This is a genomic window from Nocardia pseudobrasiliensis NBRC 108224, from assembly GCF_001613105.1.
GTDB lineage: Bacteria > Actinomycetota > Actinomycetes > Mycobacteriales > Mycobacteriaceae > Nocardia > Nocardia pseudobrasiliensis.
In genome coordinates, this window is sequence record NZ_BDBS01000005.1 from 1 (window position 1) to 23,376 (window position 23,376).

A 23,376-nucleotide genomic window follows, 5' to 3' on the forward strand; every position below is an offset into this window, starting at 1 on the left:
GCCCGGACAGTAAGGAGGTTCACGACCATGAATTCCCGTCGCCCGATCAACCGGGTCACCTCCCGCCGTCGTCCCGCCGCCGCGCTCGCGCCCGCGAAGAAGACCACCACGCGCCGGGTCGCCGGTCGTCCCGGTCCCGCGCAGCAGCGCAAATCCGAGGTCGTCGAGGAGTCCGCCGCATCCGGTCGGCGCTGGCGCCTGCCCCGGCGCGCCGAGATCGTCGGCGCCTCGCCGTGGCGTCCGGCCGTGCTCTGCCTGATCGCCGCGGCGCTGCTGGCGGCCTTCGCGGTGACCGCCGCGTTCCGTCCGGGCGTGGACGATTCCAACCGGGCCTATCTGGACAATGATCAGACCGCTCAGGTGAAGGCCGCCGCGGGCCAGGTGCTGAGCGCGGTCTACGGCGTCGACGCCAAGGATCTCGCGGGATACAAGGCCGCGGCCCGCAAGGTACTGACCGGTAAGGCGCTGGCCGATTCGGACAAATACCTCGACGGTGTGATGCAGGCGTATCAGCAGACCGGGGCGAAATCCGAGGTTCACACCGAGCCCGTTGGTGTGACTTTGCTCACCGCCGATCGCGCCGAAGTTCTCGCGAACACCACGGTCGGACTCACCAAGGACGGCGTCGCGCAGCCGAGCGCGTCGGGCCCGATCTTGCTGCGTCTGGAGAAGGTCGACGGGCACTGGTTGGCGAGCGACCTGCCCAATCTCTGAGGTCAGCGGGTGAATTGCCAGCGCCACAGGCGATCTCGGGGCCGCTGTGGCGGCCTCGCCACTTGACGAGTCTCGTCCGACCAGTCACGCTATTCACAACAGCGGCAGCTGTCACAGGGTCGAGTGCCCCGGTTGAGACGCAGCCGACGAGTCCGAACGCAGCCAGCGGAAACGGGCTCGGCGCGCCAACCGTTTGAAACTCGACTCGGGTGGTACTTTGACACCCCTTCTGTATGGGTGTAGGTTTGGACGTTGCGCTGGCTGCCTCCTGTCCATACCTTGATCGCACTACGAAAGTTCCACCGTCGAGGTGTTACTTCCGTTTTTTGCTGTTCGGGTTTCGTGCGGGGTGTAACCAGCGGAACTCGTAGCAAAGACAAGCGACGGTCGCGGACCACCACGCGACGCGCGTGAGGTGCTGGAAGGACGCATCTTGGCAGTCTCCACCCAGACCAAGGCCGGTATCCCCGGAGCCCCGAAGCGGGTGTCTTTCGCGAAGATCCGTGAGCCTCTCGAGGTTCCGGGTCTTCTCGATCTACAGACCGACTCGTTCGCCTGGTTGATCGGTTCGCCGGATTGGCGGGAGAAGGCGATCGCCCGTGGCGACGTCAATCCGTTCGGCGGGCTCGAGGAGGTGCTCGAGGAGCTCTCGCCGATCGAGGACTTCTCGGGATCGATGTCCCTGTCCTTCTCCGATCCGCGCTTCGAAGAGGTCAAGGCCTCCATCGATGAGTGCAAGGACAAGGACATGACCTACGCGGCGCCGTTGTTCGTCACCGCGGAGTTCATCAACAACAACACGGGTGAGATCAAGTCTCAGACGGTCTTCATGGGTGATTTCCCGATGATGACCGACAAGGGCACGTTCATCATCAACGGCACCGAGCGCGTCGTCGTCTCGCAGCTGGTCCGCTCGCCGGGCGTCTACTTCGACGAGTCCATCGACAAGGGCACCGAGAAGCTGCTGCACAGCGTCCGCGTGATCCCGAGCCGTGGCGCGTGGCTGGAATTCGACGTCGACAAGCGCGACACCGTAGGCGTGCGTATCGATCGCAAGCGCCGCCAGCCGGTCACCGTGCTGCTCAAGGCGCTCGGCATGACCACCGAGGAGATCGTCGAGCGCTTCGGCTTCTCCGAGATCATGATGTCGACGCTGGAGAAGGACAACACCGCCGGTCAGGACGAGGCGCTGTTGGACATCTACCGCAAGCTGCGTCCGGGCGAGCCGCCGACCAAGGAGTCCGCGCAGACCCTGCTGGAGAACCTGTTCTTCAAGGAGAAGCGTTACGACCTCGCGCGCGTCGGCCGCTACAAGGTCAACAAGAAGCTGGGCATCCACCCGGGCGAGCCGATCATCGGCTCGGTGCTGACCCGCGACGACATCATCACCACCATCGAGTACCTGGTCCGCCTGCACCAGGGCGACACCATGATGACCGCCCCCGGCGGCGTCGAGGTGCCGGTCGAGGTCGACGACATCGACCACTTCGGCAACCGTCGCCTGCGCACCGTCGGCGAGCTGATCCAGAACCAGATCCGGGTCGGCCTGTCCCGTATGGAACGCGTTGTGCGCGAGCGCATGACGACCCAGGACGTCGAGGCGATCACGCCGCAGACCCTGATCAACATCCGTCCCGTCGTGGCGGCGATCAAGGAGTTCTTCGGCACCTCGCAGCTGTCGCAGTTCATGGACCAGAACAACCCGCTGTCGGGTCTGACCCACAAGCGTCGCCTGTCGGCGCTGGGCCCGGGTGGTCTGTCCCGTGAGCGCGCCGGTCTGGAAGTCCGCGACGTGCACCCCTCGCACTACGGCCGCATGTGCCCGATCGAGACGCCGGAAGGCCCGAACATCGGTCTGATCGGCTCGCTGTCGGTGTACGCGCGGGTCAACCCGTTCGGCTTCATCGAGACGCCGTACCGCAAGGTCGTCGATGGCCGGGTCACCGACGAGGTCGTGTACCTGACCGCCGACGAAGAGGATCGCCACATCCGCGCCCAGGCGAATTCGCCGGTGGACTCGGACGGCCGCTTCCTCGAGGACCGCGTCCTCGCCCGCCGCGGCAACGAGGAGAACGAGCTCGTTCCGGCGACGGCCGTCGACTACATGGACGTCTCGCCGCGCCAGATGGTCTCGGTCGCGACCGCGATGATTCCGTTCCTCGAGCACGACGACGCCAACCGTGCCCTCATGGGCGCGAACATGCAGCGTCAGGCCGTGCCGCTGATCCGTTCCGAGTCGCCGCTGGTGGGCACCGGTATGGAACTGCGCGCCGCGGTCGACGCCGGCGATGTGGTCGTCAACGAGAAGCCCGGTGTGGTGGAAGAGGTTTCGGCCGACTACATCACCGTCATGCACGACGACGGCACCCGCCGCTCGTACCGCATGCGCAAGTTCGCTCGCTCGAACCAGGGCACCTGCGCCAACCAGCGTCCGATCGTGGACGAGGGCCAGCGGGTCGAGAAGGGCCAGGTTCTGGCCGACGGCCCGTGCACCGAGAACGGTGAGATGGCGCTGGGCAAGAATCTGCTCGTCGCGGTCATGCCGTGGGAGGGTCACAACTACGAGGACGCGATCATCCTGTCGCAGCGCCTCGTGGAGGAGGACGTGCTCACCTCGATTCACATCGAGGAGCACGAAATCGACGCCCGTGACACCAAGCTCGGCGCCGAGGAGATCACCCGGGACATCCCGAACGTCTCCGACGAGGTGCTGGCCGATCTCGACGAGCGCGGCATCGTGCGCATCGGCGCCGAGGTCCGCGACGGCGACATCCTGGTCGGCAAGGTCACCCCGAAGGGTGAGACCGAGCTGACGCCCGAGGAGCGGTTGCTGCGCGCGATCTTCGGTGAGAAGGCCCGCGAGGTCCGCGACACCTCGCTGAAGGTGCCGCACGGCGAGTCCGGCAAGGTCATCGGTATCCGCGTGTTCTCGCGCGAGGACGACGACGATCTGCCCCCGGGCGTCAACGAGCTGGTCCGGGTGTACGTGGCGCAGAAGCGCAAGATCCAGGACGGCGACAAGCTCGCCGGCCGCCACGGCAACAAGGGCGTCATCGGCAAGATCCTCCCCAAGGAGGACATGCCGTTCATGCCCGACGGCACCCCGGTCGACATCATCCTGAACACCCATGGTGTGCCGCGTCGTATGAACATCGGCCAGATCCTGGAGACCCACCTCGGGTGGATCGCCAAGGCCGGTTGGCAGGTCGACGGCGATCCGGAGTGGGCGAAGAACCTGCCCGAGGAGATGCTCGGTCAGCCCGCCGACACCAATATCGCGACCCCGGTGTTCGACGGTGCGCAGGAGAAGGAGCTGACCGGTCTGCTCGGCTCGACCCTGCCCAACCGCGACGGCGAGGTCATGGTCAACTCCGACGGCAAGTCGGTGCTGTTCGACGGACGTTCCGGCGAGCCGTTCCCGTATCCGGTCGCGGTCGGCTACATGTACATCCTGAAGTTGCACCACCTGGTCGACGACAAGATCCACGCGCGTTCGACCGGTCCGTACTCGATGATCACCCAGCAGCCGCTCGGTGGTAAGGCGCAGTTCGGTGGTCAGCGCTTCGGTGAGATGGAATGTTGGGCCATGCAGGCCTACGGCGCCGCCTACACCCTGCAGGAACTGCTGACCATCAAGTCCGACGACGTGGTGGGCCGCGTGAAGGTGTACGAGGCGATCGTCAAGGGCGAGAACATCCCCGAGCCGGGCATTCCGGAGTCGTTCAAGGTTCTGCTCAAGGAACTCCAGTCGCTGTGCCTGAACGTCGAGGTGCTGTCGTCCGACGGCGCCGCGATCGAACTGCGCGAGGGCGAGGACGAGGATCTCGAGCGCGCCGCGGCGAATCTGGGAATCAACCTGTCCCGCAACGAGGCTGCGACGGTCGACGACCTGGCGCAGTGAGCCGATTCGGTCCCCGAGCCCCCAAAGGGGCTCGGGGGCAAACCAACTAGCGAATTTTGCTCGAAACTCAACCCGAACAGGGGAAAGGAAGTTACGTGCTAGACGTCAACTTCTTCGATGAACTCCGGATCGGCCTGGCGACCGCCGAAGACATCCGTAACTGGTCCTACGGAGAGGTCAAGAAGCCGGAGACCATCAACTACCGCACGCTCAAGCCGGAGAAGGACGGCTTGTTCTGCGAGAAGATCTTCGGTCCCACCCGGGACTGGGAGTGCTACTGCGGCAAGTACAAGCGCGTGCGTTTCAAGGGCATCATCTGTGAGCGCTGTGGCGTCGAGGTGACTCGCGCCAAGGTGCGTCGTGAGCGGATGGGCCACATCGAGCTGGCCGCGCCGGTCACCCACATCTGGTACTTCAAGGGCGTGCCCTCGCGCCTGGGCTACCTGCTCGACCTGGCGCCGAAGGATCTCGAGAAGATCATCTACTTCGCCGCCTACGTCATCGTGGCCGTCGACGACGAGCTTCGGCACAACGAGCTCTCCACGCTCGAGGCCGAGATGGAGGTCGAGAAGAAGAACGTCGCCGACCAGCGCGACGCCGATCTCGAGGCCCGCGCCCAGAAGCTCGAGGCCGATCTGGCCGAGCTCGAGGCCGAGGGCGCGAAGTCCGATGTGCGCCGCAAGGTCAAGGACGGCGGCGAGCGTGAGATGCGTCAGCTGCGCGACCGTGCCCAGCGTGAGCTGGACCGGCTCGACGAGATCTGGAGCACCTTCACCAAGCTGTCGGTCAAGCAGCTGATCGTGGACGAGGTCCTCTACCGCGAGCTGCAGGATCGCTACGGCGAGTACTTCACCGGCGCCATGGGTGCCGAGGCCATCCAGAAGTTGATGGAGAGCTTCGACATCGAGGCCGAGGCCGAGAACCTGCGCGAGACCATCCGGACGGGCAAGGGGCAGAAGAAGCTTCGCGCCCTCAAGCGCCTGAAGGTCGTCGCCGCGTTCCAGACCAACGGCAACTCGCCGATGGGCATGGTCCTCGACGCCGTTCCGGTGATCCCGCCGGAGCTGCGCCCGATGGTGCAGCTGGACGGTGGCCGCTTCGCGACCTCCGACCTGAACGACCTGTACCGCCGCGTCATCAACCGCAACAACCGCCTCAAGCGACTGATCGATCTGGGCGCGCCCGAGATCATCGTCAACAACGAGAAGCGGATGCTGCAGGAGTCGGTCGACGCCCTGTTCGACAACGGCCGCCGCGGCCGCCCGGTCACCGGACCGGGTAACCGCCCGCTGAAGTCGCTGTCGGATCTGCTCAAGGGCAAGCAGGGTCGTTTCCGTCAGAACCTGCTCGGTAAGCGCGTCGACTACTCGGGCCGTTCGGTCATCGTCGTCGGTCCGCAGCTGAAGCTGCACCAGTGTGGTCTGCCGAAGCTGATGGCGCTCGAGCTGTTCAAGCCGTTCGTCATGAAGCGGCTGGTCGACCTGAACCACGCGCAGAACATCAAGTCCGCCAAGCGGATGGTCGAGCGGCAGCGGCCGCAGGTGTGGGACGTCCTCGAAGAGGTCATCGCCGAGCACCCCGTGCTGCTGAACCGCGCGCCCACTCTGCACCGACTGGGCATCCAGGCGTTCGAGCCGCTGCTGGTCGAGGGTAAGGCGATCCAGCTGCACCCGCTCGTCTGTGAGGCGTTCAACGCCGACTTCGACGGTGACCAGATGGCCGTGCACCTGCCGCTGTCGGCGGAGGCGCAGGCCGAGGCCCGCATCCTGATGCTGTCCTCGAACAACATCCTGTCCCCGGCGTCCGGCCGCCCGCTGGCCATGCCCCGCCTGGACATGGTGACCGGCCTGTACTACCTGACCCGCCTGGAAGAGGGCGCCAAGGGCGAGTACCGCCCCGCCACCAAGGACGAGCCGGAATTCGGCGTGTACTCCTCGCCGGCCGAGGCCCAGATGGCCGTCGACCGCGGTGAGCTGACCGTGCGTTCGCTGATCAAGGTCCGCCTGACCAACCAGCGTCCGCAGCGCGAGGTCGAGGCCGAGCTGTTCCCCGACGGCTGGACCCGCGGCGATGCGTGGATCACCAAGACCACGCTGGGCCGGGTCATCTTCAACGAGCTGCTCCCGGCGGACTACGCGTTCATCGACGAGCAGATGCCGAAGAAGCGTCAGGCGGCGATCATCAACGATCTCGCCGAGCGCTACCCGATGATCGTGGTCGCGCAGACCGTCGACAAGCTCAAGGACGCCGGTTTCTACTGGGCCACCCGGTCCGGTGTCACCGTCTCCATGTCGGACGTTCTGGTTCCGCCGGAGAAGACCGAGATCATGGAGCGCTACGAGGCGCAGTCGGATCAGATCGAGAAGAAGTACCAGCGTGGTGCGCTCGATCATCAGGAGCGCAACAACGCCCTGGTCAAGATCTGGCAGGAGGCCACCGAAGAGGTCGGTAAGGCGCTGCGCGCGCACTACCCGGCCGACAACCCGATCATCACGATCGTCGATTCGGGCGCCACGGGTAACTTCACCCAGACTCGTACCCTCGCGGGCATGAAGGGTCTGGTGACCAACCCGAAGGGTGAGTTCATCCCGCGGCCGATCAAGTCCTCGTTCCGCGAGGGCCTGACGGTTCTGGAGTACTTCATCAACACCCACGGTGCGCGAAAGGGTCTGGCCGACACCGCGCTTCGTACCGCCGACTCGGGTTACCTGACCCGTCGTCTGGTGGACGTGTCGCAGGACGTCATCGTCCGCGAGACCGACTGTGGCACCGAGCGCGGTATCAACGTGCACATCGCCGAGAAGCAGCCCGACGGCACGCTCATCCGCGATCCGCACGTCGAGACCAGCACCTACGCCCGGACCGCGGCCGTCGACATCGTCGACGCCAAGGGCAACGTCGTCGTCGAGAAGGGTCACGACATCGGCGACCCGGCCATCGACGCGCTGCTCGAGGCGGGTGTCACCGAGGTCAAGGTCCGCTCCGTGCTGACCTGCACCTCCGGTACCGGTGTGTGTGCCATGTGCTACGGCCGCTCGATGGCGACCGGCAAGCTGGTCGATGTCGGCGAGGCCGTCGGTATCGTCGCCGCGCAGTCCATCGGTGAGCCCGGTACCCAGCTGACCATGCGTACCTTCCACCAGGGTGGTGTCGCCGGTGACGACATCACGGGTGGTCTGCCCCGCGTGCAGGAGCTGTTCGAGGCTCGTGTGCCCAAGGGCAAGGCCCCCATCGCGGAGGTCTCGGGTCGCGTGCGGCTGGAGGACGACGACCGCTTCTACAAGATCACGATCATTCCGGACGACGGTTCGGAAGAGGTGCTCTACGACAAGCTGTCGAAGCGTCAGCGGCTGCGGGTGTTCAAGCACGAGGACGGTTCCGAGCGTCTGCTCGCCGACGGCGACCATGTCGAGGTCGGCCAGCAGCTGCTGGAGGGTTCGGCGGATCCGCACGAGGTGCTGCGCATCATGGGCCCGCGTCAGGTGCAGATCCACCTGGTGCACGAGGTCCAGGAGGTGTACCGGTCGCAGGGCGTGTCCATCCACGACAAGCACATCGAGGTCATCGTCCGGCAGATGCTGCGTCGCGTCACGATCATCGACTCGGGTGCGACGGAGTTCCTGCCCGGTTCGCTGGTCGAGCGCGCCGAGTTCGAGGGCTCGAACCGCCGCGTCGTGTCCGAGGGCGCCGAGCCCGCGGCCGGCCGTCCGGTGCTGATGGGTATCACCAAGGCCTCGCTGGCCACGGATTCCTGGCTCTCGGCCGCCTCCTTCCAGGAGACGACCCGCGTGCTCACGGACGCCGCGATCAACTGCCGCTCCGACAAGCTGATCGGCTTGAAGGAGAACGTGATCATCGGCAAGCTGATCCCGGCCGGTACCGGTATCAACCGCTACCGCAACATCCAGGTCCAGCCCACCGAGGAGGCCCGCGCGGCCGCCTACGCCGTCCCGTCCTACGACGACACCTACTACACCCCGGACGGCTTCGGCCAGACCACGGGTGCCGCGGTGCCGCTGGACGACTACGGCTTCAGCGACTACCGGTAATCCTCGGGTAGCCAACAGCATTCGGCCCCCGCTCCGATTTTCGGAGCGGGGGCCGAATGCCATTTGGCATATCGGAGGCAATCCGACGGGGTGACTACCGCCCAGCATCACCCCTCGGACCAGCCGATTCACGGCGTCCGTTCTTGATCGAAATCGAACTTCCCGAAGTCACCTGGTGAGCCGTCAAGCGTCGGCCGGTTCCGGTTCGCCCAGGCGGACTACCACCAGGCCGGTGAGGATCAGTGCGCCGCCGAGGAATTGGATCAGGCCCGGGGCTTCGGCCAAGAGGAGCCAGGCGAAGAGGATAGCCGCGAGGACCTCGGTGAGGGCTATGAAGGAGGCCAGGCGGGAGCCGAGGTGGCGGGTGGCGGCTATGCCGGTGGTGTAGGAGATGGCCGCGGTGATGGTGCCGAGGGCCAGGAGGGGGAGCCAGAGGGGGGTGGTGAAGTGGGCGTAGGGGATCGGGGTTGTGGTGGCGCGGAGGGGCACTATGCCGATGGCGCCCGCCGCGAGGAGGGTGAGGCCGCCGATGAGGAGGCCGCCGGTGGCCAGGACCGTGCCGGGAAGATCGGCGCCGCCGCGGGCGGAGAGGATGAAATAGGCTGCGGCGCCGAGCATTGCGGCCAGGGCCCACGCGATGCCGACCCAGTTCGCGCCGATGCCCGAGCGCAGATCCAATACCAGGACCAGGCCCGCGATCCCGAGGACGCCGCCGAAAATCGTTGCACGGCTGGGTCGTTGGCCTCGGCTCAGCCACAGCCAGCCGACCACGGCGATCGGCGCGGTGTATTCGATCAGCAGGGCCGCGCCCACCGTCATATGCGCGACCGCGCTGAAATAGGCGAGTTGGGTGCCCGCGACCGCGGTCAAACCATAGGCGCAGATCAGTCCGGCGTTGCGGCGCAACGGATCCCAGTCGCCGCGCAGCTGACGCAGCGCCAGGGGCAGTAGCACGACCCCGCCGACCAGCACCCGCACGGCCACCACCGCCGCGGCGCTCCACCCCGCGGACATCAGTCCGTGCGCGAGCGCCCCGGACAGGCCGAAGGACGATGCCGACAGCAGTGCGAGCAGCAGTCCGGTGCGCAGCCGGGCCGGCGCCGAGATGTCATGTGTCATCGTCCCCATGACTCATGACGCTAGAGAGCCGCTGGTAATATGTCAATGTGCTTTTCGCTCATGACACCGAGGAGGCGCTCGCGGCGGCGGTGGAACTGGTCAACTCCGCGGTCGAGCCGGACACGCTGCTCGACGCAGCGCAATTGGACGAATTCTTCGTCCGGCACGGCTATACCGGATCCCACACCGGCGACGCCGCCGAACTGGCGGCGGTCCGCACCCTGCGCGCCCCCCTGCGCCGCCTGCTCACCAGCGATCGCGACGCCACGGTCGAGGCGATCAACGAAATCCTCGCGACCCACCGGGCCCTCCCGCAGCTGGTCCGCCACGGCGACGTCGACTATCACATCCACGCCGTACCCCCCGACGCTCCGCTGGCCGTCCGCATCGCCGTCGAAACCGCGATGGCCATGATCGATCTCGTCCGCGAGGGCGAACTGAGCCGCCTGGCGATCTGCGCAGACGAAACCTGCGACGGCATAGTTCTCGACCTGTCCCGCAACCGATCTCGCCGCTACTGCAGCACCGCCTGCGGCAACCGCAACGCCGTCGCCGCCTACCGCGCCCGCCGCAAATAGATCGGCCCGCTCGGCTCGTTTCAGATTTTTTTGTTAGAGTTGCGAACATGTCCTCTCCGGAGTCCTCCAGGCGCTAGCCGCCGGGTGCGGTGCACTCGGGCGGCGTTCTCATCGAATTCGCTTGTCCCGTCGCACATCCGCGCGTCCGGCTTCCGTGCATCTGGTAGCTCGACTCTGTGGAGAGATATGCCCATCGTGGTATTCGCCCTGGCCGCGGCCGTATTCGCCCAGGGCACTTCGGAATTCATGTGCTCGGGTCTGCTCGCGCCGATCGCCGCCGACACCGGCGTCTCGATCGGTACGGCGGGCCTGCTCACCTCGTTGTTCGCCGTCGGCATGATCATCGGCGCGCCGACCATGGCCGTCACCGCCGGGCGCCTGCCCACCCGGCGGGCCCTTACCGGATTCCTGCTGATCTTCCTCATCGCGCACGTAATCGGCGCGCTGACAACGACATTCGCCGTACTGTTGGCCACCCGAGCGATCGCCGCGATCGCTAACGCCGGATTTCTCGCGGTGGCGCTGGCCGCCCTGCCCGCTCTGGTCGGGCCGGATCGGGTCGGCCGGGCCACCTCGGTCGTCCTGGCCGGGGTGACGCTCGCCTGCATAGCCGGTGTGCCCGCGGGAACTGTGCTCGGGCAGCTGTGGGGCTGGCCGGCCGCGCTGTGGGCGGTCGTTCTCGTCGGCCTGCCCGCACTCGCCGCGCTGTGGTGGCTGGTCGATTCGGGCGAAATAACCACCGCTTCAGGCGATTCCGTAAGGCGTGAGTGGCGTGTGCTGGGCGACTCGCGCGTGCGGACGCTGCTGGTGTCGGGCGCGCTCGTCAACGCCGCCACCTTCGCCGCGTTCACCTATCTCGGCGTCCTGGTCACCGATGTGAGCGGCGCTGCGGCACAGTGGATTTCGGTGGCCCTCGCGGCCTTCGGCCTCGGATCTCTACTGGGGGTGAGCATGGCGGGACGCTATGCCGATCGCTTCGCCGAGCGGATAGTCGTCCTCGGCGCGGTCACGCTGGTACCGCTGTGGCTCTGTACGGGTTGGGCGGCTCGATCGCTCCCGGCCCTGCTGATTGCCGTCGTCCTCGCGGGCGCGCTGTCGTTCGCGGTCGGCTCCACGCTGATCGGACTGATCGTCCGCCACGCCTCCGCCGCGGCGCCACGCCTGGGCGGCGCGCTGGCGACGACCGCTCTCAATATCGGCGCGGCCGCCGGCCCGGCCATCGCGGGCCTCGCGATCGGCGACGATCCCCGCGCGGCCCTCTGGATCGCCGCGGCGCTGGCCGCATTCGCCGCGCTGCGCACGGTCCTGCCCCGCCGCGTCGGGGCAGCCGATCTCGCCCCGGCCATGGACAAGCAGCACCGCACCCGGTATGAAAATTAGAACACGTTTCAATAGCGATGGGAGCGGCGATGACCGACGCGGCACTGGGTGAGCTGGTGATGGCCGGATTCAAGAAGTTGGGCTTCATCCGGTTCGCCGGAATCGAAGGTTCGGAGTATCGGCCCGGCCGCAATGTCGTGACGATGACACCCACGCCGGAGCATCTCAATCACAACGGAGATCTGCACGCGGCCATGCTGTTCGGCCTCGCGGAGACCGCGGCGATGGGCGCGTCGGTCTCGGGAATCGTGGATTTGATGGCGGAGACCTTCATCGTCGCGCGCGACGGCCGGATCGAATATCTGGCGCGGGCCAAGGGTTCGGCGGGTCCGTTCGCGGCGACCTCGGAATTGACCGCCGCGCAGGTGGATCGGATGCGGGCCGATATTCAGGCCCGCATCCCGATCGAAATGGCGCTGCCGGTGGAAATCACCGACGGCGCCGGAAATCCGGTGGCGAGGGCCGAATTCACCGCGGTGGTTCGACCACGCCGGCAATGAGACCGTTCACCGATTCCAATGCGGTGTCCAGGGCGGGCTGACCGCCGGCGACGTAGATACCGGCGGCGGCGCCGATCAGCCCGCCCAGCACCGTCGTGATCGGCACGGTGATGAAATCGACGATGAACAATCCCGCGGGGAAACCGAGGACGAATCCGATCGCGGCCCCGATGGCCGCACCCGTGGCCACCGCGGGCAGATGTGTCTGCACGATATCGAAAAGTCGACGCTGCAATTCGATATCGCGCAGCGGCGCGGGAGTCTGAGCCGTCGGGGTGAGGGTCAGGCTGTGGCCCGCGTCGCCGATCTCGGGAGCGAGTTCGATGCGCTTACCGGCGATATCGTAATGCAGCGGCAGCGCGGCGATCTGCTGCCCCGAATCATCGGTCACCGCAATTGTTTCCGAATCCCAGGTGGCGAGGAACCGGCCCGCCGCGATGGTGCTCACGGCCGCCCGGGAATCCTCGCTGACCCCGACCCGATAGTCCACGCCGTGATCGGTCCCGTTCACCGCGGGCCCCGGCTGCTCCGGCACCGCCGGTTGCGCCCCCGCCACCCCGGTGACCCCGGCCGCCACGCTCACACAGAGCCCGGCCACCGCAACGATTTTCGCGATCCTCATCCGCACTTCTCTCACAATCACAATTCGGTAAACCCGACGTTTCGAATGAACCTACCGGCTGCGGAGCGTGAGGAAAAGCGTTGTCGTGCGGCGCATATGGGAAACCTAGCGTTCGCTGTCGAGCGTGGCCATTTGCGGCGCGGCGTACCGCTCACCGGCCACCCGATCGGCCGGGACCGCGGCCTCGATGGCGGCGAGTTCGGCCTCGGTGAGGCGAAGGTCCAGGGCCGCACGCGCTTCCGCCCACCGGTCGCGGCGGCGAGCGCCGATCACCGGGACGATATCCGTGCCGCGCGACAGCGCCCAGGCGATGGCCAGCTGGGCGATCGTGACCCCGCGGGCGGTCGCGATGTCGGCCAGCGCGTCGACCAAGCGGAGATTGGCGGTGAGATTATCGCCCTGGAAGCGCGGGCTGTGCGCGCGGAAATCGTCGGCGGCGAAGGTGGGCCGATCGCGCAGCGAATCGCTGAGCAGTCCGCGCGAGAGCACGCCGTAGGCGGTGATACCGATGCCCAGTTCGCGGGCGACAGGAAGGATTTCGGCCTCGATGCCGCGGGAGATCAGGGAGTATTCGATCTGCAGATCCACGATCGGATGGACGGCCGCGGCCCGTTTCAATGTCTCCGCGCCCACCTCGGACAGGCCGATATGGCGGACATAGCCCTTCTCGATCATGTCCGCGATCGCGCCGACGGTCTCCTCGATCGGCACGTTCGGATCCAGGCGAGCCGGGCGATAGATATCGATGTGATCGACGCCGAGCCGTTGCAGCGAGTAGGCGAGGAAGTTGCGGACCGCCTCCGGCCGACTGTCGAAGCCACCCCAGCTGCCGTCGGGTCCGCGCAGTCCGCCGAATTTCACACTGAGCAGATAGTCCTCGCGCTTGCGATCGGCCAGTGCGCGCTGGATGAGCATCTCGTTGTGGCCCATCCCGTAGAAATCGCCCGTATCGACCAGATTCGCACCCGAGTCGAGGGCGGCGTGAATGGTCGCGGCGGATTCGGCCTCGTCGGCCCGGCCGTACATCCCCGACATGCCCATCGCGCCCAGTCCGATGCGCCCGACCTCGGGGCCGGTGCTTCCCAGTCGCACCTTCTCGATATTCGTCATGTGAACGATCCTGCGCGCGCCGCACGGCGTCCGGGAGAGAGCGCGTATCGGGGGATCGGCGATCCCTGGCTGCGCGGGCGGTTCGGGAGCACAGTGGAACGATGGACCGTGCCGAACTCGCCGATTTCCTGCGTCGCCGTCGCGAGCAGCTGCAACCGGCCGATGTCGGTCTGCTGCCGGGTGTGCGCCGCCGCACCCCGGGCCTGCGCCGCGACGAGGTCGCCCTGCTCACGGGCATGTCGACCGACTATTACACCCGGCTCGAACAGTCCCGCGGACCGAATCCCTCGATGCAGGTGCTCAGCTCCCTGGCCCGTGCGCTGCGGCTGACCGACGACGAACGTGACCACCTGTACCACCTGTGCGGTCACCCCGCCCCGACTCGCGTCGGCGGCAGCGGGCACGTCGGCCCCGGCCTGCTGTTTCTGTTGAACAAGCTCACCGACACCCCGGCCTGCGTGGTGTCGGATCTGGGCGAGATCCTGGTGCAGAACCGGATGCACGTCATCCTCATGGGCGATGCCGCGGGCCACACCGGCATGGATCGCTACCTGCTGTGGCGCTGGTTCACCGACCCGGGCCAGCGCCGCAAATTCCCCGACGAGGACTGGGAACGCCTGACCCGCAAACATGTCGCCGATCTGCGCGCCACCGCGGCCCGCCGCGCGGGCGACGCCGATGTGACCGAACTGGTGACCCGATTGCGCGCCGCCAGCGCCGAATTCGAACGACTGTGGACCGAACACGAAGTGGCCGTGCGGATCTCCGACGCCAAACGCGTCGACGACCCGCGCGTCGGCCTGGTCGATCTGGTCTGTGAAACCCTGGTGACTCCCAACGCCGCCCAGTACCTGCTGGTGTTCTATCCGCGGCCCGGCACCGACGCCCAGGAGAAACTGGATCTGTTGCGCGTCATCGGCACTCAGACCATGCCGAGCGAATCCGATTCGCGCACAGCCGCTCCCGAACCGCGCTAGCGCCGCTTGCGCGGCTTCAACCGCAGATTCGGCAGCGGCGGCGCGGGAATGCGTTGCTGCGGTGGGTGTCCCGCGATATCACCGAATCGGGCGGTGTCGTGGTTCTCCCAATCGGTGCGCGCGGCGTCGATCTCGTCATGGCTGCGGCCGACGAAGTTCCACCACATCACCAGATCCTCACCGAACGGTTCGCCGCCGATGAGCACCGCGTGCGCGCCGGACTCGCTCGACAGTGTCAGCTCGTCGCGGTCACTGCCCAGATACAGCAGCGGGCCCGGCGCGGTGACCGTTCCCGCCACGGTCAGCTCGCCCTCGATCACCAGTACGGCATATTCGAATTCCGTTGTGAGCGGCAGGGTTACCGCCGCATCCGCGGCGATCCGCAGATCCGCGCCGACGATCGGGGTGTAGGCCGCGGCGGGGGAGCTCACCCCGCCCAGCGAACCGATCAGCACCCGCGCGCTGAGCCCCGGTAGTTCCAGCACCGGCAGTTCGCGATGCTGTTCGAAATGCGGTTCGATCCACCGCTGATCATCGGGCAGCGCGATCCAGAACTGCAGCCCGTGCCCCGCGGGCGCACCGGCCACGGTGTACTCCGAATGTGCGATACCGCGCCCGGAGGTCATCAGATTCAGCTGCCCCGGCTCGATCCGCACATCCGAGCCGACGCTGTCGCGATGGCGGATCCGGCCGTCGAACGGCCAGGTGACGGTCTGCAACCCGATATGCGGATGCGGATCGATATTCGGCGGCAGATCCTCGCTGGGCGCGGTGGAGCCGAAGTGATCGAGAAAGCACCACGCGCCGACGGTCGGCAGATCCCGTTGCGGCAGTACACGTTCCACGGTGACGCCGCGCACGCCGCCCAGCGGCACCACGCGCGCGGGATAGAACTCCGCGCGCGGGCCGGGTGCGGGCGAGGCCTCGCACACCGTCGCGTCCGGATGCTGTTCGAGATCACTCACCGCGATCACTCACCGCTGAATTCCCTTCCCGGCCACGTGCTCGTCGTATTCCGGATGCTTGTCCAGCCAGCCCTTGATGAACGGGCAGCGTGCCACGATCACCCGTCCCCGCGCCACCGCATCCTCGATCGCGTCGTGTGCCAGGACACTGCCGAGGCCCTTACCGCCGAATTCGGTGTCGATCTCGGTGTGGATGAAGACGGTGTCGTCATCGTCGTGCTCCCGGTACTCGGCGAATCCGGCCAGCTTGTCGCCGTACCAGATCTCGTAGCGGTGTTGCGCGTCGTTGCGGACGACGGCTGTGGTCACAGCCTGCTCGCTCATTGGTTCAGTTCTCCTTCCGTGCCCGCACCGGATGCCTGCTCATGATCGACACGCGATTGAATGCACCGATGGTGGTCGCGACCCAGATGACGACGGATACCTGATCATCCGACATGTGTTGTCGCGCAAGAGCATACTCACGCTCGAGGGTCTGTTCATCGGGCAATGCGGTGGTCAGCTCGGCCAGACTCAGCGCGGCGCGCTGGGCCGGGGTGTAGAGGTCCGAGCGTCGCCAGGCCGCCAGCACATCCAGCTGCTGCTGGGTGACTCCCGCCTCGACCGCGGCCCGGGTGTGCAGGTTCAGGCAGAACGGGCAGCCGTTGAGCTGCGAGACGCGCACATTGACCAGTTCGACCAGGGCTCGGTCCAGCCCCGCCGTCGCGGCCGCGGTGCGGATCGCGAGGGCCACCCCGTTGAGGGCGTGGAAGGGCTCGGGGGTCTGCTTATCGATCCAGATACGGGCGTCCGGCGTGGGTGATTGCATAGCGGACGAATCGTAACCGGGTACCGGAATCCGTTCAGCGCTCGTCGCGCAGCCTGCGAACGATCTCACTCAAACCGTCGCCGAGGGTGCCGAGTTGTTCGGGGGTGAGTACATCGATGAACAGCTCGCGCACGGTCGCCACATGGCCGGGGGCGGCCTGTTCGAGTTTGCGCCGCCCGGCCTCGGTCAGCACCGCGTAGACCGCGCGCATATCGCTCGGACACGATCGCCGCCGGACGAGTCCCGCGTGTTCGAGCCGGTCGATCTGATAGGTCAGCTTGCTCTTGGAGTTGAGCAGTGTGGTCGCCAACTCACTCATCCGTAGTTCGTGCTCGGGTGCGCCGGCGAGCTGGACCAGAATCGCGTACTGCAGATGCGACAGTCCGGCATCGTTTTCCAGCTGTTGGTCGAGGCGGCGGTTGAGCAGGCCCCCGGCGGTGATGAAGGCAAGCCAGGCGCGCTGCTCGGTTTCATTCAGCCAGCGCGGAACGCTCATGCTGGCAGGTTACCGTTCGTTGTTCTGGTTGGAATAACTTCCACAAAGCTTCGGTTCAAATTTGAACGAAGCGTCCCAGGACATCGGAGCAGCCATGACAGATACGGCCACGGTCCGCACTAGCGTGCGTATTCCGCTCACCTTCGGTGACGGCTATTCGGCGAGTGCGGAGGCGGTCACCTTCGACGGTCTCGCCGACGGGAAGGAACATCTCGCGCTGCTGCTCGGTAATCGGCCGCTCTCGCGCACACCGCTGGTCCGGCTGCATTCGGAATGTCTTACCGGGGACGTATTCGGTTCGGCGCGTTGCGATTGCGGTCCGCAGCTGCGCGAGGCGGTCGAGCGGATCGCCGAGACCGGCGGCATTCTGCTGTATCTGCGCCAGGAGGGCCGCGATATCGGGCTGTACAACAAACTCGACGCCTATGCCCTGCAGGATCAGGGCCTGGACACCTATCAGGCCAATACCGCGCTGGGCCTGCCCGAGGACGGGCGCGACTATCGCGCCGCCGCGCAGATGCTCAGCGCACTGGGCGTCGCCGCGGTCGATCTGCTGACCAACAATCCGGACAAGCCCCGTCAGCTGCGCACCCACGGCATCGAGGTGCGCGAGACCGTCCCGACCGGCGTGCATGCCACGCCGTCGAATCTGCGGTATCTGCGGGCGAAGGCCGAACATACCGGCCACACAATACGTTTGATCGGATGAAGGAGGCGGATCCGAACGCCCGGTTATTCGAGGCTGCGGGCCGCGGTGTCGGCGTTGTCGTGGAAGGGCAGATCCACCAGTTCGGCCGCGCGATGTATCGGACTGCCCGGCGCCAGCACCAGCACCACGGCGTCATCGGCCAATAAGCGATCCAGGGCCGCGAAACCCGCGCTGTCGAGATAGCCGAGCAGGCTCAACTCGAGCAGCAACGGTCGCCGACCGGGCAGTGCCGCAACCGATTCCGCGAAATCCCCGGCATTGGTCACATCGACCTCGCCGGTGACCGCGACCGTCGGTGGCCTCCCCGCCAGACCGTCGGTATGCAGTTCGAATGCGGCTCGGGTCATGACCGATCTCCGTTCGGCGGATGCGATGCGATTGCGGCCGGGTGATCGAACCGCAGGGTGATGCGGGTGCCGCGGGCCGTCCGGACGGTGTCGACGCGATCGGCCAGACCGTTGATGAGCCTGAGCCCGCGCCCACCCAGCGCACTGCGATGGCTGGCCGAGGAGTCGTGGGACCAGCGGCCGGTATCGCTGACGACCGCGGTCAGATGATCGGTGTGACGGAAGGCCTCGAGGGAGACCGTATCGTGCGGATCGGAGCGCGCCCCGTGCTCGATGGCATTGGTCACCGCCTCGCCGACCGCGAGCAGAATATCGCTGCGGCGCTGGAATTCGACGCCGAGATCGTCGAGCCAGCGCCGCAAACGGTCGCGCAGCGCGGGCACCTCGTCCGGCGTGGCCGCGATGACCATGGCCAGGCTGTCGGGGCCGCTGTGCACCGGCCGCACCGCGAGCATCGCCACATCGTCGGTATAGCCGCCGGGCGGGGCCATGCGGCGCACCAACTCGTCGCAGACCGCGCCGACCGGCAGCCGGGCGCAGGCGGCGAGAGCCGTTCGCAGCCGGTCGAATCCGTCGTCGAGCGTCTCACCGGGCCGCTCGATCAGCCCGTCGGTGTAGAGCAGCACCAGACTGCCCGGCGGCAGCTGTTCCCGACCGGTCGGATCTTCCCAGCGGCCGGGCCAGGCGGCCACCGGCGGGCGGCGACCCCGAAGGAGGTAGCGGGCCTGCCCGTCGGGGGTGAGCAGCAGCGGATAGGGATGGCCCGCGCAGGTGTAATCGATTGTGCCCCTTGATGTGTCGAGTATCGCGTAGCTGACCGTCGCGCAGCGCGCCCCGGCGACCGTGGCCGCGTACCGATCCAGATCCTCCAGCAGCGCGGCCGGATCGGTGGCGGTCAGCGCGGTCGCGGCCAGCGCCGCGCGCAATTTGCTCATCACGATCGCCGCGGGCAGACCGTGTCCGACCACATCGCCGACCGAAATGCCCAGCCGGTCGGGATCTTTCAGCGGTGTGGCCAGATACCAGTCGCCGCCCACCCGCATCGCCTCACCGGCGGGCTGATAGATCCCCGACACCACCGCGCTGGTGGAGCGGTGATCCAGATCGAGCAGATGTTCCTGGAATTCGACGGCGATGCGGTGCTCGCGCTGCAGGATCCGTACCCGGCTCAGCGCCGATTCGACCATTTCGGCGGTGCGGGCGAGGATGTCGAGTTCCGCGCCGCCGAACGGATACGGTTCGGCCCACAGCAGGACCAGCGCGCCGGCGATCCGGCCCGCGTCGTCGCGCAGCGGATGCGCCACCAGGGCCCGGACATGTCCGGCGACATCGGCGCTGAAGTGTCGATAGCGGGCGTCCAGCGCGGCGATATCGCTCACCACCACCGAGTGGCCGGTGCGCACGACCTCGACGACCGGATTCGGCGTGTCCAGATCCAGGACGTGATAGCGATCGCGCAGTTCGGTGGGCAGATCACCGGCGTATTCGGTTCGGATGCGCTCGGTTTCGGGGTCGAGCACCGCGATACCCGCCGCGATCGCCCGGGCCGTGCCGATACTCGAATCGAGCAGTGCCGTCAGGATTTCGCCGGTGGTGTCGGTGGCCTGCAATGCCGCGTCGAACTGGGCGAGGGCAGTGGCGCGGTGGGCATCGGCTTCGCGACGCCGCCGCCGGATCCGCTCCCGGTCGGCCGCGGCCACGCGCGCGGCGACCCGGTCGACCAGATCCTGGGAGGCGAAGGGCTTCGGCAGATAGTCGTCGGCGCCACCGGCGAAACCCGCACTCGCGGAATCGCTTCCGGTCCGGGCGGACAGCATCAGCACGGGCGTGGACGCCAATGCCGGGTCCGCGCGGATGGCGTCGACGAGTTCGAAACCGTCCATCCCGGGCATCATCACATCGGTGATCACCACATCGGGACGGTGTTCGCGCACCGCGCGCAGTGCCGCCTCGCCGTCGGCCACCAGCATCGTGCGCCAATACGCCGACAGCACCCGATCGACATGTCTGCGCATATCGGCATTGTCGTCGGCGACCAGTACCAGGGGCCGCCCGTCCGTCGCATCCGGTGCGGGGGTCTCGATCAGCCACTGTCCCGCCTCGGCGACGAACGGATTGTCGTAGGCGGTCGAGATGACCTCGAGTTCGGCGGACGGGGCCGCGGTCGCGGCGGGCAGTCGAATGGTGACCGTCGTACCCTTTCCCAGCTCACTGTCGATCGCGACGGTCCCGCCCTGTAGTTCCACCAGCCCGCGTACCAGCGACAGGCCGATGCCCGAACCCTCCACGCTGCGCCCGCGGGCGTTGTCGGCGCGGTAGAACCGTTCGAACAGCCGGCCCAGATGCTTGCGGGCGATACCGATCCCGGTGTCGCGCACGGTGATCCGGCTGCCGTCGGGCTCGGCGCGCACCTCGACCCGGATCGAGCCGTCGAAGGTGAACTTGATCGCGTTGGACAGCAGGTTCAGCACGATCGTCTCCCACATCGCGGTGTCGATCTCCGCGGTCACCGAATGGCAGTCGATGACGAGCTCGATTCCGGCGCGCTGGCACAGCTCGGCGAACGACGCGGCGATATTCGCGGTGCGCAGGCCGACGTCGGTGGGCACCCGATTCGCGTTCGCCCGCCCGGCCTCGATGCGGGAGAAGTCCAGCAGCGAATCGACCAGCCGCAGTAGCCGTCCCGCATTGCGATGCGCGGTGGCCAGCCGGTCGGCCAGCACCGGATCGTCGGCTTCGGCCAGGGCGTCGTCGAGCGGTCCCAGCAGCAGCGTGAGCGGGGTGCGGAATTCATGACTGACATTGGTCAGGAAGGTGGTCTTGGCGCGGTCGAGTTCGGAGAGCGCGTCGGCGCGTTTGCGTTGGTGCTCATAGGAGATCGCGGCGGCCAGGGCCGAGGCCAACTGATCGGCCAGCAGGCGGCAGAAGGCTCGATACTGCTTATCGAGGGGACGGTGCGGATTCGTGCCGACAACCACCGCGCCGCGCACCGGTCCGTCACCCAGCGGCAGCACGAGTGCCTGCTCGGGACAGTCGCTTTCGAGAAACTCGAGGCCGGGGACAACCGTGGGGAAGGCGTCGAGCACCTCGATGTCCGCGCGCGTCCACCGGGTCGGGTCGGAGTCGGTCAAATGCGACAGCGAGTGCGGCATCGCCGCCTCACCGGCCGGTGTCGCACCGCGCAGCAGGGCATCCCCGGCGTCGTCGTCGTGGACGTACAGCGCCAGCAGCGGCACATCCGCCGGATGCCGCGAACAGGCCGTCAGCGCGGCGCGGATCGCGTCGTCCGACGTACGGGTCTCCATCACCGCGGTAGCCATGGCGTTGAGCAGATGCAGTCGGCGATCGCTGAGGACCCGGTCGGTGGTCTCGTTCACCGCGCAGAAGACGCCGTACACCGAGCCATCGGCGCCGAACATCGGGCTGTAGCTGAAGGTGAAGTACCGCTCTTCCGGCCGCCCGGACGTGACCAGCGGCAGCATCAGGTCCCTCGACCAGGTCGCCTGTCCGGTGTCGAGTACGCCCCGAAGCATCGGTTCGATCTGGTCCCAGATCTCCCACCACACATCATGGGCGGCTCTGCCCAGCGCGGCAGGATGCTTATCGCCCATGATCCAGCTGTAGGGATCGTTGTAGACGAGGAACAGTTCAGGTCCGCCGATCCACAGCACGATGGGAAAACGCGAGGTCAGTGCGACCGCGACGATCGAGCGCAGTTCACCCGGCCAGTCGCACAGCGGCCCCAGCGGATGTGCGGCCCAGTCGAATTCGCCGAACCGCCTGCCCATCTCCCCGCCCGTCGTGATCGCGGCGGCCAGATCGGCGGGGATCGCCGACTCGTCGCGAGGCAGGGGCTCGGCGGTCACGGCTGCGACTCGGAATCCTCTGGTAGCAGGGCCTGGTCCAGGGTCGGGAAGATCGCGAGCACGCTGTCGAGGTTGGTCACCTGCAGCGGTCGCAGCACGCGCCCGTGCTCGGCCACCAGCCGCACCGCGACGCCCGCGGCCCGCCCCTGTTCATGGCATTCCAGCGCGGCGTTGAGGCCCGCGCTGCCGAAGTAGCTGACCTCGGCCAGGTCGAGCACCAGCAATCGACCGGGGTGTGTCGAGGCCAGCGCCAACCCCTCGGTCAGCTGTTCGACCAGTATCCGGACGGTGCTGATGTCCACGTCGCCGGCGGCGCGCACGATCACCGCGTCCGTTCCGACCTCGTGGTCGACCGTCAAACGTCTCACCTGAGCCCGCCTCGGTATTCGATCCGTTGTTGCCGTACTAAAGATTACGACTGCCTCGTGGCCGATGTCCGGCTCGCCTGCGTATCAGACTGCTCCTCCTCGGGCCCGATCCGCTCGTGCACGGTCAGCAGCAGATGATCGAATCGGCTCTGCACGGCCGGCGGGGCAGGCGGCAGCGTATCGATCTCGGCGATCAGCTGGGCGGCCAGCGTGCGCAGTTTGACGTTGGTCTCCTGCGAGCGCCAGCGCAGAATCCGGAAGGCCTGGTCGGCATTGATGCGGTAGATCCGCATCAGCACGCCCTTGGCCTGTTCGATGATCGCGCGCGATTCGAACAGTTCGGGCAGCGTTCCGTCGAGGACCTCCTGCCGCTCCTCGGCCAGGGTGTCGGTGACATCGATGTAGTAGCCGGAGGTGCCGACCACCACGCCGGAATCGTCGAACATGCGGTCGGCCACCACGATCACGTTGTGGATCAGGCCGCGCGTGTCGATGAAGCGATGTCGGCTGGAGAACGACTCGCCCGAATGCAGGGCGTAGTCGAGGACGTCCTGGACGTGGGCGCGGTCGGCGGGATGTTTATGCGACAGCAGCAGCTCGGTCGTGGGTTCCACCTCGCCCGGCTCGTAGCCGTGCATCCGCGCCACCTCGTCGGACCATTCCCAGCGCTGACCGACGAACCAGAAGCGGAAACTGCCCACCACCGGTCGGTGGTCGGCGGACGAGATGACCTGGTCGGTCTCCGGAAGGTTTTCGGGCCCCTGCACATCTGGAGTATCCCATTCGGGTGCGGGCCTTACGAGCCGAGGCATCAAAATTCGGACCCGATCATTGACTTTCGGCAGTCCCAGGTGATAGCTGCCAGCA

At 67.0% G+C, this 23,376-nt stretch carries 19 protein-coding genes; 8 read left to right on the plus strand and 11 right to left on the minus strand.

Annotation, left to right across the window (positions count from 1 at the left end):
- Nucleotides 1-27 precede the first annotated feature (27 nt).
- The 3 genes from NP4_RS07020 (at nt 28) to NP4_RS07030 (ending at nt 8,664) form a co-directional block, all read left to right on the plus strand.
- Nucleotides 28-714: a hypothetical protein gene (locus NP4_RS07020; RefSeq protein WP_067993811.1), complete on the plus strand. Its 687-nt coding sequence runs from the start codon at nt 28-30 to the stop codon at nt 712-714.
- Between the two features lie 415 nt (nt 715-1,129).
- Nucleotides 1,130-4,615: a DNA-directed RNA polymerase subunit beta gene (rpoB, locus tag NP4_RS07025; RefSeq protein WP_067993814.1), complete on the plus strand. Its 3,486-nt coding sequence runs from the start codon at nt 1,130-1,132 to the stop codon at nt 4,613-4,615.
- Nucleotides 4,616-4,710: 95 nt separating this feature from the next.
- Nucleotides 4,711-8,664 (plus strand): DNA-directed RNA polymerase subunit beta', encoded by a 3,954-nt coding sequence (locus NP4_RS07030; protein WP_067993817.1) that lies wholly within the window; start codon nt 4,711-4,713, stop codon nt 8,662-8,664.
- A gap of 183 nt (nt 8,665-8,847) precedes the next feature.
- Here NP4_RS07030 and NP4_RS07035 read toward each other — a convergent pair whose 3' ends face one another.
- A complete protein-coding gene (locus NP4_RS07035) occupies nt 8,848-9,792 on the minus strand; it encodes an EamA family transporter (protein WP_067993820.1) in 945 nt (314 codons plus the stop codon).
- A 38-nt stretch (nt 9,793-9,830) separates the two neighbouring features.
- Between NP4_RS07035 and NP4_RS07040 the strand changes: the two genes are divergently transcribed.
- The 3 genes from NP4_RS07040 (at nt 9,831) to NP4_RS07050 (ending at nt 12,241) form a co-directional block, all read left to right on the plus strand.
- Nucleotides 9,831-10,361, plus strand: coding sequence for a CGNR zinc finger domain-containing protein (locus NP4_RS07040; protein ID WP_067993823.1), 531 nt, complete (start codon nt 9,831-9,833; stop codon nt 10,359-10,361).
- A 186-nt stretch (nt 10,362-10,547) separates the two neighbouring features.
- The gene (locus NP4_RS07045; protein WP_067993826.1) at nt 10,548-11,741 is read left to right on the plus strand and encodes a Cmx/CmrA family chloramphenicol efflux MFS transporter; all 1,194 of its coding nucleotides are present in this window, start codon (nt 10,548-10,550) and stop codon (nt 11,739-11,741) included.
- A 29-nt stretch (nt 11,742-11,770) separates the two neighbouring features.
- Entirely contained in the window at nt 11,771-12,241 is a 471-nt protein-coding gene (locus tag NP4_RS07050; RefSeq protein ID WP_067993829.1) for a PaaI family thioesterase, read from the plus strand.
- Here NP4_RS07050 and NP4_RS07055 read toward each other — a convergent pair.
- Both NP4_RS07055 and NP4_RS07060 read right to left on the minus strand, forming a co-directional pair.
- The gene (locus NP4_RS07055) at nt 12,210-12,863 is read right to left on the minus strand and encodes a DUF8020 domain-containing protein (protein WP_067993832.1); all 654 of its coding nucleotides are present in this window, start codon (nt 12,861-12,863) and stop codon (nt 12,210-12,212) included. The two genes, NP4_RS07050 and NP4_RS07055, sit on opposite strands and share 32 nt — an antisense overlap.
- A 105-nt stretch (nt 12,864-12,968) precedes the next feature.
- Nucleotides 12,969-13,973 carry an aldo/keto reductase gene (locus NP4_RS07060; RefSeq protein ID WP_067993835.1) on the minus strand — a complete coding sequence of 335 codons (1,005 nt, stop codon included), beginning with the start codon at nt 13,971-13,973 and terminating at the stop codon, nt 12,969-12,971.
- A gap of 101 nt (nt 13,974-14,074) precedes the next feature.
- Between NP4_RS07060 and NP4_RS07065 the strand changes: the two genes are divergently transcribed.
- Entirely contained in the window at nt 14,075-14,950 is an 876-nt protein-coding gene (locus NP4_RS07065; protein ID WP_067993838.1) for a helix-turn-helix transcriptional regulator, read from the plus strand.
- Here the strand turns inward: NP4_RS07065 and NP4_RS07070 are convergent.
- From NP4_RS07070 to NP4_RS07085, 4 genes are read right to left on the minus strand one after another with little or no spacing between them, the layout of a single operon-like run.
- A complete protein-coding gene (locus NP4_RS07070; RefSeq protein WP_067994770.1) occupies nt 14,947-15,915 on the minus strand; it encodes a pirin family protein in 969 nt (322 codons plus the stop codon). The two genes, NP4_RS07065 and NP4_RS07070, sit on opposite strands and share 4 nt — an antisense overlap.
- 9 nt (nt 15,916-15,924) lie before the next feature.
- Nucleotides 15,925-16,239 (minus strand): GNAT family N-acetyltransferase, encoded by a 315-nt coding sequence (locus NP4_RS07075; RefSeq protein ID WP_067993842.1) that lies wholly within the window; start codon nt 16,237-16,239, stop codon nt 15,925-15,927.
- Between the two features lie 4 nt (nt 16,240-16,243).
- Complete coding sequence (locus NP4_RS07080) at nt 16,244-16,723, minus strand: carboxymuconolactone decarboxylase family protein (RefSeq protein ID WP_067993844.1); 480 nt, start codon at nt 16,721-16,723, stop codon at nt 16,244-16,246.
- Nucleotides 16,724-16,757: 34 nt separating this feature from the next.
- Nucleotides 16,758-17,219 (minus strand): MarR family winged helix-turn-helix transcriptional regulator, encoded by a 462-nt coding sequence (locus NP4_RS07085; RefSeq protein ID WP_067993847.1) that lies wholly within the window; start codon nt 17,217-17,219, stop codon nt 16,758-16,760.
- Between the two features lie 94 nt (nt 17,220-17,313).
- Between NP4_RS07085 and NP4_RS07090 the strand changes: the two genes are divergently transcribed.
- The gene (locus tag NP4_RS07090; protein WP_067993850.1) at nt 17,314-17,928 is read left to right on the plus strand and encodes a GTP cyclohydrolase II; all 615 of its coding nucleotides are present in this window, start codon (nt 17,314-17,316) and stop codon (nt 17,926-17,928) included.
- 23 nt (nt 17,929-17,951) lie between these two features.
- Here NP4_RS07090 and NP4_RS07095 read toward each other — a convergent pair whose 3' ends face one another.
- The 4 genes from NP4_RS07095 to NP4_RS07110 are packed head-to-tail and all read right to left on the minus strand — an operon-like array spanning nt 17,952 to nt 23,276.
- Complete coding sequence (locus NP4_RS07095) at nt 17,952-18,275, minus strand: STAS domain-containing protein (protein WP_067993852.1); 324 nt, start codon at nt 18,273-18,275, stop codon at nt 17,952-17,954.
- Complete coding sequence (locus NP4_RS07100) at nt 18,272-22,141, minus strand: SpoIIE family protein phosphatase (RefSeq protein ID WP_067993855.1); 3,870 nt, start codon at nt 22,139-22,141, stop codon at nt 18,272-18,274. Before NP4_RS07100 ends, NP4_RS07095 begins: the two co-directional genes overlap by 4 nt.
- A complete protein-coding gene (locus NP4_RS07105) occupies nt 22,138-22,509 on the minus strand; it encodes an STAS domain-containing protein (protein ID WP_067993858.1) in 372 nt (123 codons plus the stop codon). Before NP4_RS07105 ends, NP4_RS07100 begins: the two co-directional genes overlap by 4 nt.
- 44 nt (nt 22,510-22,553) lie before the next feature.
- Nucleotides 22,554-23,276, minus strand: a complete 723-nt coding sequence (locus NP4_RS07110) for a PAS and ANTAR domain-containing protein (protein WP_245997724.1) — start codon at nt 23,274-23,276, stop codon at nt 22,554-22,556.
- Nucleotides 23,277-23,376: the final 100 nt, after the last annotated feature.

Excerpts from the sequence above, each read along its gene's own strand:
- NP4_RS07085 (WP_067993847.1), bottom strand. The coding sequence starts at position 17,219 with ATGAGCGTTCCGCGCTGGCTGAATGAAACCGAGCAGCGCGCCTGGCTT.
- NP4_RS07065 (WP_067993838.1), top strand. The coding sequence starts at position 14,075 with ATGGACCGTGCCGAACTCGCCGATTTCCTGCGTCGCCGTCGCGAGCAG.
- NP4_RS07035 (WP_067993820.1), bottom strand. The coding sequence starts at position 9,792 with ATGGGGACGATGACACATGACATCTCGGCGCCGGCCCGGCTGCGCACC.
- NP4_RS07060 (WP_067993835.1), bottom strand. The coding sequence starts at position 13,973 with ATGACGAATATCGAGAAGGTGCGACTGGGAAGCACCGGCCCCGAGGTC.
- NP4_RS07095 (WP_067993852.1), bottom strand. The coding sequence starts at position 18,275 with ATGACCCGAGCCGCATTCGAACTGCATACCGACGGTCTGGCGGGGAGG.
- NP4_RS07080 (WP_067993844.1), bottom strand. The coding sequence starts at position 16,723 with ATGCAATCACCCACGCCGGACGCCCGTATCTGGATCGATAAGCAGACC.
- NP4_RS07045 (WP_067993826.1), top strand. The coding sequence starts at position 10,548 with ATGCCCATCGTGGTATTCGCCCTGGCCGCGGCCGTATTCGCCCAGGGC.
- NP4_RS07020 (WP_067993811.1), top strand. The coding sequence starts at position 28 with ATGAATTCCCGTCGCCCGATCAACCGGGTCACCTCCCGCCGTCGTCCC.
- NP4_RS07055 (WP_067993832.1), bottom strand. The coding sequence starts at position 12,863 with ATGAGGATCGCGAAAATCGTTGCGGTGGCCGGGCTCTGTGTGAGCGTG.
- NP4_RS07050 (WP_067993829.1), top strand. The coding sequence starts at position 11,771 with ATGACCGACGCGGCACTGGGTGAGCTGGTGATGGCCGGATTCAAGAAG.
- NP4_RS07075 (WP_067993842.1), bottom strand. The coding sequence starts at position 16,239 with ATGAGCGAGCAGGCTGTGACCACAGCCGTCGTCCGCAACGACGCGCAA.
- NP4_RS07090 (WP_067993850.1), top strand. The coding sequence starts at position 17,314 with ATGACAGATACGGCCACGGTCCGCACTAGCGTGCGTATTCCGCTCACC.